Annotated in this window: 10 protein-coding genes and 1 pseudogene; 5 read left to right on the plus strand and 6 right to left on the minus strand. The window is 59.8% G+C overall.

Annotation, left to right across the window (positions count from 1 at the left end; genetic code table 11):
* From ABWQ00_RS11935 to gnd, 3 genes and pseudogenes are all read left to right on the plus strand, one after another.
* Positions 1–228: pseudogene (locus ABWQ00_RS11935) on the plus strand (L-idonate 5-dehydrogenase); the annotation flags it as partial.
* A 40-nt stretch (positions 229–268) separates the two neighbouring features.
* Positions 269–1,018, plus strand: a complete 750-nt coding sequence (locus ABWQ00_RS11940; protein ID WP_353238900.1) for an SDR family oxidoreductase — start codon at positions 269–271, stop codon at positions 1,016–1,018.
* A 9-nt stretch (positions 1,019–1,027) separates the two neighbouring features.
* Entirely contained in the window at positions 1,028–2,437 is a 1,410-nt protein-coding gene (gene gnd / locus ABWQ00_RS11945) for an NADP-dependent phosphogluconate dehydrogenase (protein WP_353238901.1), read from the plus strand.
* Positions 2,438–2,462: 25 nt separating this feature from the next.
* Here the strand turns inward: gnd and ABWQ00_RS11950 are convergent, their stop codons facing one another.
* The 5 genes from ABWQ00_RS11950 to ABWQ00_RS11970 form a co-directional block, all read right to left on the minus strand.
* A complete protein-coding gene (locus tag ABWQ00_RS11950; protein WP_353238902.1) occupies positions 2,463–3,656 on the minus strand; it encodes a mandelate racemase/muconate lactonizing enzyme family protein in 1,194 nt (397 codons plus the stop codon).
* A gap of 100 nt (positions 3,657–3,756) precedes the next feature.
* Positions 3,757–4,764: a TRAP transporter substrate-binding protein gene (locus ABWQ00_RS11955; protein ID WP_353238903.1), complete on the minus strand. Its 1,008-nt coding sequence runs from the start codon at positions 4,762–4,764 to the stop codon at positions 3,757–3,759.
* A gap of 37 nt (positions 4,765–4,801) precedes the next feature.
* Positions 4,802–6,100 carry a TRAP transporter large permease subunit gene (locus tag ABWQ00_RS11960; RefSeq protein WP_353238904.1) on the minus strand — a complete coding sequence of 433 codons (1,299 nt, stop codon included), beginning with the start codon at positions 6,098–6,100 and terminating at the stop codon, positions 4,802–4,804.
* Entirely contained in the window at positions 6,097–6,648 is a 552-nt protein-coding gene (locus tag ABWQ00_RS11965; RefSeq protein WP_353238905.1) for a TRAP transporter small permease, read from the minus strand. The genes ABWQ00_RS11960 and ABWQ00_RS11965 overlap by 4 nt, the downstream gene beginning before the upstream one ends.
* A gap of 14 nt (positions 6,649–6,662) precedes the next feature.
* The gene (locus ABWQ00_RS11970; RefSeq protein ID WP_353238906.1) at positions 6,663–7,454 is read right to left on the minus strand and encodes a FadR/GntR family transcriptional regulator; all 792 of its coding nucleotides are present in this window, start codon (positions 7,452–7,454) and stop codon (positions 6,663–6,665) included.
* Positions 7,455–7,645: 191 nt separating this feature from the next.
* On the opposite strand from ABWQ00_RS11970, the gene ABWQ00_RS11975 reads away from it, so the two are divergent.
* Complete coding sequence (locus ABWQ00_RS11975; protein WP_353238907.1) at positions 7,646–9,382, plus strand: IlvD/Edd family dehydratase; 1,737 nt, start codon at positions 7,646–7,648, stop codon at positions 9,380–9,382.
* Positions 9,383–9,395: 13 nt separating this feature from the next.
* The gene (gene denD, locus ABWQ00_RS11980; protein WP_353238908.1) at positions 9,396–10,400 is read left to right on the plus strand and encodes a D-erythronate dehydrogenase; all 1,005 of its coding nucleotides are present in this window, start codon (positions 9,396–9,398) and stop codon (positions 10,398–10,400) included.
* Positions 10,401–10,463: 63 nt separating this feature from the next.
* Here denD and ABWQ00_RS11985 read toward each other — a convergent pair.
* A partial coding sequence (locus tag ABWQ00_RS11985; RefSeq protein ID WP_353238909.1) for an alanine racemase occupies positions 10,464–11,725 on the minus strand: 1,262 nt, incomplete at its 5' end.

Consider the following 11,725-nt stretch of genomic DNA (forward strand, 5'->3'; position numbering starts at 1 on the left):
ATCAGCCTGCCCATGACACAAATCGTGGCCAAAGAGGTGGACCTGCGCGGCACCTTCCGCTTCCATGCTGAATTCGCCACCGCCGTGCGTTTTTTGAACGAAGGCCTGGTCAATGGCCGACCCGTGATCACCGGCATCTTGCCCGTGGACCGCGCCATCGAAGCGTTTGACCTGGCGGCCGACAAGAGCCAGTCACTCAAGGTACAGATTTCTTTTCAAAACGCCTGAAAATCACAGGTTTTCCAGCCCTCTCTAGAAAGTTTTCACCATGTCCAAAATCGCCCTCGTCACCGGTGCCAGCTCCGGCATTGGCAAAGCCTGCGCTCTGGCCCTGCTCAAAGAAGGCTGGCAAGTGGTCTTGGTCGGTCGCCGCGCAGACGCGCTGGCAGCAGCCGTGCTTGAGGCCGGCCCCAACGCTGGCCACGCCCACGCGATCCCCACCGACCTGTCCAAAGAACCCGAAGTCAAAGCCCTGTTCGAACAAATCCGTTCGCGCTTTGGACGCCTTGATCTGGTGTTCAACAACGCAGGCATTTCCCTGCCCTACACCTTGCCCGGCGACCTGTCTGGCGACGAATGGCGTCGGGCCGTGGACATCAACCTGAACGGCGCGTTCTACACCTTGTCGTACGCCTTCAAGCTGATGCAAGAGCAAAGCCCGCAAGGCGGCCGCATCATCAACAACGGCTCGATCTCGGCCCATGTGCCACGCCCCGGCTCGATCGCCTACACCGCCACCAAACACGCCATCTCGGGCCTGACCCGCGCAGCTTCTTTGGATGGTCGCCCCTACAGCATCGCGGTCGGCCAGATCGACATCGGCAACGTGGCCTCCGACATGACGCTCAAGATGGCCTCGGGCGTGCACCAGGCCGACCTGAGCATCAAGGCCGAACCGCGCATGGACATGAGCGCCGTGGTCGAGACCTTCCTGACCATGGCGCGCCTGCCTTTGTCAGCGAATATTTTGTTCACCACGGTGATGGCCACCAACATGCCTTTTGTGGGTCGGGGTTGAATCGGACCTATGCAGCAGATGGACATCGGCTTGGTGGGCCTGGGCGTCATGGGCGAGAACCTGGCGCTGAATTTGGCACGCAACGGTTTCGGCGTGGCGGGTTTTGATCTCGACGCTGCCAAGCGTGACAGCTTTGGCCAGCGCATACAGGGGCTCAAGGCGCAGGCGGCAACTTCTTTAGCGGAACTCGTGGGCGGCTTGCAGCCACCACGCTGCGTGTGGCTGATGGTGCCCGCTGGGGCTGCGGTCGATTCCGTGCTGGCCCAACTCAGCCCATTGCTGAGTGCGGGCGATGTGGTCATGGACGGGGGCAATACGCTTTACACCGACACCCAAAGGCGCATTCAATTTCTGGACGGCTCAGGCATTCATTACGTGGGTGCAGGCGTCAGTGGCGGCGAAGAAGGCGCATTACGCGGCCCGGCCCTGATGCCCGGTGGATCCGCTGCCGCATGGCCTCGGCTGAAACCCATGCTGCAAGCCATCGCCGCCAAAACCGAAGACGGACAAGCCTGCTGCGAGTGGATGGGCCCTGGCGGCTCGGGCCACTTCGTGAAGATGGTGCACAACGGCATTGAATACGCCGACATGCAAACCATCTGCGAAGCCTATTGGCTGATGCACAACTTGCTGGGCATGCAACCGGCCGAGATGAGCGCGGTGTTCCAAGAATGGAACCAGAGCGAGCTGGCCAGCTACCTGATCGGCATCACCGCCGACATCCTGGCGCACACCGACCCCGAAACCGGCAGCGCTTTGGTAGACCTGATTTTGGACACAGCCGAACAAAAAGGTACGGGCAAATGGGCCAGCCAGATCGCACTCGATATGGGCGTGAGCGCGCCGACCATAGCCAATGCCGTATTTGCACGTACCGTGAGCGGCTTGCATGCCGAACGGGCCCACGCGTCCAAGGTGTTGCCAGGGCCTGCAGCCCGCGCCGTCGGCCCGCGCGATGCGGTGCTGAGCCAGATCAAAAATGCTTTGCTGGCCTCCAAAATTTGCACCTACGCCCAAGGCTTCAGCCTGCTCAAGGCCGCTGACCGCGAACACCAGTGGCAACTGCCCATGGGCACCGTGGCCTCGGTCTGGCGGGCTGGCTGCATCATTAGAGCCCATCTGCTGGAGGACATTCGGGCCAGCTTTGAGCGCTCGCCCGATCTGGACAACCTGTTGATGGACCGCCACTTTGCGGGAGTGATGGGCCGCTGTCACCAGGACCTTCGCGAAGTGGTGGCCATGGGCGCCCTGCACGGCGTGGCCGTGCCATCGTTCATGAGTTCACTGGGTTACTACGACGCCTACCGCTCAGCCCGCCTGCCCGCCAATTTGCTGCAAGCGCAGCGCGATTATTTTGGGGCCCACACCTACCAGCGGATTGACCGTCCCGGCAAGTTCCACACCCGCTGGAACGGTTGAGTTCATCGCCCTGGGGGCGGGGCCCCTACACGCTGACCCGCACCACCGCATCGGCACGCTGGTGCAGGTCAGGCAGCAACTCCAGTCCCAAGCCCGGCTTGTCGTTCAGGCTGATCATGCCGTTTTTGACCTGAGGCAACTCGGTCACCAATTCCTTGTACCAGCCACTGTAGAAGGCACGAACGCTCTCTTGAATCAAGGCATTGGGCGCGTGCAGCGACAAGTGCGTAGAAGCGGCCCAAACCACCGGCCCGGTGCAATCGTGGGGGGCCACGGGCAATTGCCAGGCATCGGCCATGGCAGCAATCTTGCGTGCTTCGGTCAGACCTCCGCACCAGCTCAAATCCAGCATGACCACACCGGCCACCCCGGTTTGCAAATAATCCTTGAAACCCCATTTGTAGCTGAGCGTCTCGCTCGCACAAATCAAAGCTTTGCAGTCAACCGCGTATTGCTTGAGCAAATCGAGGCTGTCCATGCGGATCGCGTCCTCGTGCCAAAAGGTGTCAAACTCCTGCAGCGCACGTGAAATCTTTTGTGCCATGGGCAAGCGCCACAGGCTGTGGAACTCGACCATGATGTCCATCTTATCGCCCACCGCATTGCGGATCTTGCGGAAAGGCTCCAGCGCCGTGTTCAGGTCTTGCGGGCTGATGTACTGGCCGTGCGACTTTTCTGCAGCCACATCAAAAGGCCAGATCTTCATGCCGGTGATGCCTTCGGAAAGCAGCGACTCGGCCACCTCGTCGGCGCGGTGCAAAAAGCCCTGCAGGTCTTCATAAGGTCCAGTGTTGTTGCCCAGCCCCCAGTTGCTGCTGGTCTGGTTCACGTTGCTGCGGATGTACTGGTAGCCCGCGCAGGTGTTGTACACGCGAATGTCGTCCCGGCTCTTGCCGCCTAAGGCCGTGTAAACCGGCATGCCAGCGGCTTTTCCAAAAATATCCCACAGGGCGATGTCCACTGCCGAGTTGCCGCGCGTCTCCACCCCGGACCCACGCCAGCCCAAATAACCGGTGATGTCTCGCTGGCGCGATTCGATGGCCAGCGGGTCTTGCCCCACCAGTTTGGGGGCCACCCATTCGTGCAAATATGCTTCGACCGCTTGCGCCCCCATGAAGGTTTCGCCCAAGCCCACCAGGCCCTCATCGGTGTGCAGGCGCACCCAGATGATGTTGGGGAACTCGCCCAAACGGATGGTTTCGAGTTGTGTGATTTTCATGTGAACACCCATCGAGACGTTAAAAAAGCCCCACAGCTTTTGGCTGTGGAGCTCCAGGGCTCAGACCCATGCAAAAGTGGCTGAGAGACGCGGTTGAAGATCAACCGCCACGAGCCTTGCGCAACTCGTCTTGCACCGCTTTGATCGCATCTGCACCGATCGAGTCTTTGTGCTTGTCGTACACCGAAGCCACGCGCGCGCGGATGCGGTTTTGCTCGGCAGCACTGACTTCGTTGACCTGCATGCCCTTGGTTTTGAGCGAAGCCAAAGATTTTTCGTTCAGTGCACGGTTGGCAGCACGCTGAACCTTTTGGCCCTCAAGGGCGGCTTCACGCAACACCGCTTGCTCTTGTGGGTTCAGCTGGTCCCACAGTTTTTTGCTGTAAAGAATCAGGAAGGGCGTGTACGCATGTCGCGTCACGCTCAAGAACCGCTGCACTTCGTTGAACTTGGAGGTTTCAATCGTCACGAAGGGGTTTTCCTGACCGTCGATGGTCTTGGTTTCCAGCGCGGTGAACACCTCGCCAAAAGCCATGGGCACGGCGTTGGTGCCCAGCGTCCTGAAAGTGTCCAAGAAGATGTTGTTCTGCATCACGCGAACTTTGACACCCTCAAAATCTTCCAACTTGGTGACCGGGCGCTTGCTGTTGGTGAGGTTACGGAAACCGTTTTCCCAATAAGCCAAATTCACCAGGCCAGCCGCTTCCAGACGGGCATTGAAAAATCTGCCTGCAGGACCATCGAGCACCGCATCGGCTTCTTTTTCATTCGCAAACAAGAATGGCAAATCGAACACACCCAACTCTTTGACAATGCCCACCAGCGGTGAGCTGGAGGTGCACACCATTTCTTGGGTGCCGGCACGCAGCGCCTGAGTCGCTGGCAAATCGCCGCCCGCAGCACCGCCCCAGAAGGCGGTGATCTTCATCTTGCCGCCGGTTTTGGCCGCGAGCACTTCTTGCATTTTCTTCACGCCCACACCGACCGGGTGGTCTTCGTTCACGCCGTTGGTGAACTTGATGTTGCGTTCAGCAAACTGGGCCATGGCGCTGGAGGCCACCAAGAAAGTGCCTGCAATCAGGGCCACCAAATTTCTGCGTTTCATCATGCATGTCTCCTTTAGAAAAGTACAACGGGTTAAAAAATCATCTCAGCATCCATTTCATCGGCTCGATGACGATGGCAGGAAAAACGATCAACAAGGCCAGCACGCCCAATTGCGCAAGCAAGAAAGGCAGCACCCCTCTGAAGGCCGTGTCCATATTGATTTTGGCCACACCACACACCACATTGAGCACCGTGCCCACAGGCGGCGTGATCAGGCCAATGGCATTGTTCATGATGAACAGTACGCCAAAGTAAACGGGGTCGATGCCCGCTTGCTTGACCAAGGGCATCAGCACCGGCGTGAGAATCAGCACCGTGGGTGTGAAGTCCAAGGCCGTACCGACCACAATGACCAAGAGCATCAACACCACCATCAACAACATCTTGTTGTCCATCAGCGGCTCCATCATCTTGGCCACCTCTGCGGGGATATTGGCCACGGTGATCAACCAGGCGCTGACCATGGCAGCCGCCACCAAAAACATGATGACCGCAGTGGTTTTGCCTGCGGTCAGTATCAGGCTGTAGAGCTTGGACCATTGCAACTCACGGTAGATGAACGCGCCCACCACAAAGCTGTAGACCGCCGCCACCACTGCGGCCTCGGTGGGGGTGAACACGCCAAACTTCATGCCGCCGATGATGAATATCGGCAAACCCAGTGCCAAAATGCCTTCGCGGGTGGCCTTGATCCTTTCGCCTATCGGCATGCGAGGTCCCGGCTGCACGTTTTCGCGCTTGGCCACCCACCACCATGTCAGACCTATCGCCACCCCCATCAGCAGCCCCGGCACAATCCCCGCCAAAAACAGCTTGGTGATGGACACGTTCGCTGCGACGCCAAAAATGATGAAACCGATGGAAGGCGGGATCACGGGTGCAATGATGCCGCCTGAGGCAATCAAGCCTGCCGAGCGGCCCACGTTGTAACCGGCCCGCTTCATCATCGGGATCAGCAAGGCCGCGAGCGCCGCTGTATCAGCCACAGCCGAACCCGACAGCGATGCCATGATGACCGCGGCCATCACGGCCACATAGCCCAGACCGCCCCTGAAATGACCCACCCAGGCCATGGCCAGGTTCACGATGCGGCGACTCAAGCCCCCGGCATTCATGAACTCGCCCGCCAAGAGGAAAAACGGCACCGCCAACAAGGGGAAGTTGTCGGCCCCATCGACAAAGCGCTGCGCCAAGATTTGGCTATCGAACGCATTGATCATGCCGTTCGAAGCCATGTAAGCCATCAAGCTCAGACCACACACCAACAAGGCATAGGCAATGGGCATGCCCAAGGCCATGGCACCGAGCAGACTGAAAATAAAAACTGCAACGGTCATGCGCGTCCCCGCACTTCAGGCGTGATCTCGGCCAGCACCACCTGATCCTCCGACTCGACCACCATGACCAGATCCGACTCGGCCAGACGGCCTGTCAGCAAAAGGGCCAGTTTGTGCAGATTCATGATGCCCATGACGGCCGCCGTGATGTAGCCAATGCCATAAATCCAGATCATCGGAATGCCCACCACCACGGAAATATTGGTCACCTGCAGATCGTGCATCTTCCAAGTGCCTAAAAAGAAAAGCCCGTTGCAGCCGAGCATCATCACTTCGCTCAGGAAAAAGCACAGCTTCTTGCCTCCCAAGGGCAAACGCCGGACCAGCGTGTCCACGCCCAAATGACCTTTTTCACGCATGGCCACCATGGCGCCAATGTAGGTCAACCAGATGAAACAGTATCGCGACATTTCGTCTGAGACCGAAATGCCCGAATTGAAACCGTAGCGAAGCACCACGTTGCCAAACACCATGATGACCATGGCCACCAGGCAGGCCACGACCAGAAACTCCAGCAATTTGAAAAAAACGTTGATGGTGGTTTGCATGGGTGTCTAGCGGCTCAAGCCACCTCCTTGACAGCTATCTTGGCGGCTCGTTTTGCAGGCCGGGTTTGCGATTTGATGGGTGTCGCCACACCCGAGACCCCCGGCAATTTGCGGCGCGACGCCAGCACCTGCTCGATGTCTTGCCGGGCCCCCTCGATCAAGACCATGACTGCCCGCTCGGCTTTGGCCGGATTGCGAGCAATCACAGCACTGAGCACCGCCCGGTGCAAAGGCAAAGAGGTCTTGGTGCCATCCTGGATGCGGGTGGAAATCTCGAAACTGGTGCGCAGCAAGGCATTGAGCGCCTTGCTCATTTGCACCAGCATGCGGTTGTGCGAGGCCTGCAGCAAACCTTCGTGAAAACGCAAATCGTGAGTGACGTAATCACCACCCTCTTCCACCGCTTGCTTCATGCCAGCGTAGGCGGCCTCAATGTGGGCAATGTCTTCGGGTGTGGCCCGCTCGGCCGCCAGCCGCACCGCGGCAGGCTCGACCACACGGCGCAGCTCTTGCAGGTCTTTCAAAAACTCAGGTGTCAGGCCGCAGCGAGCCTGCCAGGCCACCACATCGGGGTCAAACCAGTTCCAGTGCGCCTCGGGCATGACGCGGGTGCCCACTTTGGGGCCGGTCGAAAGCAGCCCCTTGGCCACCAGCGACTTGATGGCCTCGCGCACCACGGTGCGGCTCACACCCAGCTCTTCGCACAAAACAGGCTCAGGCGGCAGGCTTGCGCCCACCGCATAGCGGCCAGACAAAATAGCCTGACCCAATATATCAAGAGAATTTTTGTGGAAATTGTTCGTCATGGGGTCTGCATTCGAACACCTATCATATGATGATTGAGGGCCCGAGACAGACTCTGGTAAACCCTAGGCGCAGTCGTCTTGGTGTCTAGGGTTTGCCCCATGTCTCTGGTTTTACAAAGCCCGCTTGTTTTTCTATCGTCATACGATAGGATTTTCAGCATTCTCAACTGCCCCACCAACGGAATCACCCCATGAGCGATACCCCTCGTAAAAAACCCGAAGACCTGCGCAGCCAGCAATGGTTTGGACGCCAAGACCGCGATGGCTTTGCCTACCGCAGCTGGGTCAAGGGCAAGGGCGTTCCGCATGACCAGTTTGACGGTCGCCCAGTCATCGGCATCTGCAACACCTTCAGCGAACTGACCCCTTGCAATTCGCACTTCCGCGCTTTGGCCGAGCAGGTGAAGATCGGCGTTTACGATGCAGGTGGATTTCCTCTCGAGTTTCCCGTGATGTCCCTCGGTGAAACACTGCTTCGTCCCACCGCCATGCTCTACCGCAACCTGGCCAGCATGGACGTCGAGGAATCCATCCGTGGTAACCCCATCGACGGCGTGGTGCTGCTGATGGGCTGCGACAAAACCACCCCCAGCTTGCTGATGGGCGCGTCCAGCGTGGGCCTGCCCACCATTGGCATCAGCGGTGGCCCCATGCTCAATGGCAAATGGCGCGGCCAAGAACTCGGCTCAGGCACAGGCGTGTGGAGCATGAGCGAGCAAGTGCGCGCAGGCACCCTCAAGTTGGCCGATTTCTTCGATGCCGAAAGCTGCATGCACCGCAGCCATGGCCATTGCATGACCATGGGTACCGCCAGCACCATGGCCTGCATGGTCGAGGCCTTGGGCATTGGTTTGCCAGGCAATGCCACCTTCCCTGCCGTGGATGGCCGACGCAATGTTTTGGCGCGGGACTCGGGCCGTCGCATCGTCGAGATGGTGCACACCGACCAAACCATCAGCAAAGTGCTGACCCGCGAAGCTTTTGAAAACGCCATCCGCACCCTGGCGGCCATTGGCGGCTCGACCAACGCCGTCATTCACCTGATCGCGATTGCCGGTCGATTGGGCCTGAAACTCACCTTGGACGACTTTGAACGCTTGGGCAGTGAGATGTCCTGCATCTTGAACATGCAGCCCTCAGGCGAGCACCTGATGGAAGACTTTTGCTATGCGGGCGGCTTGCCAGTCGTCATGAAAGAGATCGAAAGCCTTTTGCATAACAACATCATCACCGTGAGCGGCAAGACCGTGCGCGAAAACAATGCGGCGGCCGTGAACTACAACCCCAAAGTGATCAAGACACTGGATGCGCCTTTCAAAGAAAAAGCCGGTATCGCCATTTTGCGCGGCAACCTGGCGCCTCGGGGCGCGGTGATCAAGCCCAGCGCGGCCACCCCCGCACTGATGGTGCACACAGGCCGTGCCGTGGTGTTTGAAGACAGCGACGACTTTCATAAACGCATCGATGACGAGAGTCTGGACGTCGATGAAACCTGCATATTGGTGTTGAAGAATTGCGGCCCCAAGGGCTACCCCGGCATGGCCGAAGTGGGCAACATGCCATTGCCGCCCAAGGTGCTGCGCAAGGGCATCACCGACATGGTGCGCATCTCGGATGCCCGCATGAGCGGCACAGCCTACGGCACCGTGGTGTTGCACACCAGCCCCGAAGCCGCCGCCGGTGGACCGCTCGCCGTGGTGCAAAACGGTGACATGATCTCGCTCAACGTGCCTGAACGCACATTGCAACTGCTGATCAGCGACGAGGAACTGGCCAAGCGCCTGGCCGCATGGACGAAGCCCGAACCGGCCATGCAGTCTGGCTACTGGAAGCTCTACATCGACCATGTGCTGCAAGCCGACGAAGGCGCAGACATGGACTTTTTGGTCGGCCAACGCGGCTCGGCCGTGCCCAAAGACAACCATTGAAGAAAGAAAACCCATGCGTGTTTTGGTCACCGGCGGTGCCGGCTTTTTGGGCGCTAGGCTGGCCCGCGAGATTTTGAAACGTGGCCAACTCAATGGCCATACCGTCAAGGAACTGGTCATTGCCGACCTGTTCCCCGCCCCCGCCGACTTGCTGGCCGACCCACGGGTTAAGGGTCACGCTGGCCCCATGCTCGAGCAAGGCGACTTGTTCAAGAGCGGCTTTGATGGCGTGTTCCATTTGGCATCGGCCGTATCGGGCGAGTGCGAGCTGGACTTTGACCTGGGCTTGCGATCCAACGTGGACAGCTCGCGATTGCTTCTTGATTGCATCCGCGCCTCGGGCAAAGTTTCGCGCTTGGTGTTTGCCAGCTCGGTGGCCGTGTTCGGGCCCGATGCGGCCAACCCCATGCCTGCCCTGGTGGCCGACACCACGCTGCCCACGCCGCAAACCTCGTATGGCACGCACAAGTTGATGATCGAGTACATGGTGGCCGACTACACCCGCAAGGGCTACATCGACGGCCGCGCTGCACGCCTGATGACGGTGGCTGTGCGCCCTGGTAAACCCAATGGTGCAGCGTCTTCGTTTTTCAGCGGCATCATCCGCGAGCCTTTGGCGGGCACGCCCACCACCTGCCCGGTAGATGCCACCGTGTCGCACCCCATCTCTTCGCCGGGCAACACCGTGCACGGTTTGATCACCGTGTTCGAGGCCAGCCGCGAAGCCTTTGGCGGCCGCATGGCACTGAACCTGCCAGGTCTGAACGTCAAGGTCAGCGAGATGCTGGCCGCTTTGGAAAAGGTGGCGGGTCCCGCCGTGCGCGCCCGCGTGACTTTCCAGAAGGACGAACGCATCGCGGCCATCGTGGACAACTGGGCCAAGGGCTGCACCTTCGAACGTGCGCATGCCCTGGGCCTGCGTGCCGATGCCAGCTACGAAGCCATCGTCGAGCAGTACATCGAAGACTGCAAAACCCGCCCGGGCTACCCGGCCGAGGCTTTGAACGGTTTGAAGTGAGCTTTCAAAAAGGCCGCCACGCGAATGCTGCGTGGCGGCCTTTTTTTCATACGGGCTCACCCCTTAAAAATGCGTGCTGATCGCCCCACTGATGCGGCCATCGTCTTCGATGATGGCCATCCAGCGCCACTTGTCAAAGGTGGTGCAAGGGTGCGAGATCCCCAAAGCCACGCGGTCCCCCACCTGCGGCCAAACGCCTTCGGCATCGAACACCATGTGCGCGTGTTGGTCGCTCAGCGCTTTGACTTTCCAGGACTCGGGCGTGGCCTGCATGGCACCCTCGCCGCTTTGACCGCGTGCCGCCCAGCGCACCGGCATCGGCATGCACTGGTCAAAGGACAGGTCACGCCGACCCGCCGTCAAAATGGCCAGCCCCGGCTCGGGCACCGACTGCACCTGTGTCCAGATCTCCAGCGCAGGCTGCAACGATTCGCTCAAACCCTCGCGCGCCTCCACCAGCTTCAGATAACGGGCGTAATTCCAGTGGTCATGCGTGACATAACAACCCGAGCGCAACACGCCTTGCACCGGGCGGCTTTTGACCTGGGTTTTGAGCATCGGGATCACCAGATCGAAGACCGCAGAGCCCCCGGCCGACAACAAAACCTCATCGCCGCCCCAGAGGTTCTGCGCATCGATTTGCTGCACCAGCGCCTGAACGCTGCGCACCAGGCCACTCACGGCTTCGATGTCGTGCGCGCTGTCGCAGCGGCCCAGCCCACCCTCGTAACACTCCACGCCGCCCAGAGACACAACGGGCGAAGCGGCCATGGCCTGCGCCAAAGCCAAGGCTTGCTCGTGCGTGCGGCATCCGGTGCGGTAGTCTGCAATGCCCAACTCGAGCAACACATCCCAAGGACGGGTGTTGCCACGGCGTCGACCCCAATCGGTCAACACAGTGAGTTGGGCCAAAGAATCGACCAAAAACCACACCCGCGCTCCAGGGTTTTGGCGCAACAAGAGATCCAGCCCATCCAGATCGGCATCGGTCACCAACTGGTTGGCGATGATGGCGCGCTGCACGCCCGCCGCCAAACCCACGCGCAGCTGGTGCACGTTGGCAAAGGTCAGGCCCCAAGCGCCCGCTTGCAGTTGCATGCGAAACAACTCGGGCGACAAGGTGGTCTTGCCGTGCGGGGCCAAGGCCACGCCTTTGCGCTCCACAAAGTTTTGCATCCAGGCCAGGTTGTGCATGAGGGCTGGGCGTCGCAACACGGCCATCGGGTACGCCAGCGCATCGTCCAGCAGGTTCCAGTTGCGTGCGCCCAACTGCGACACCGCGCAGGGCTCAGCCGCCAAGGGGAATCCCTTGCAAGCCGCGTTCA

This window comes from Limnohabitans sp., assembly GCF_040400975.1.
Taxonomy (GTDB): Bacteria; Pseudomonadota; Gammaproteobacteria; order Burkholderiales; family Burkholderiaceae_C; genus Limnohabitans_A.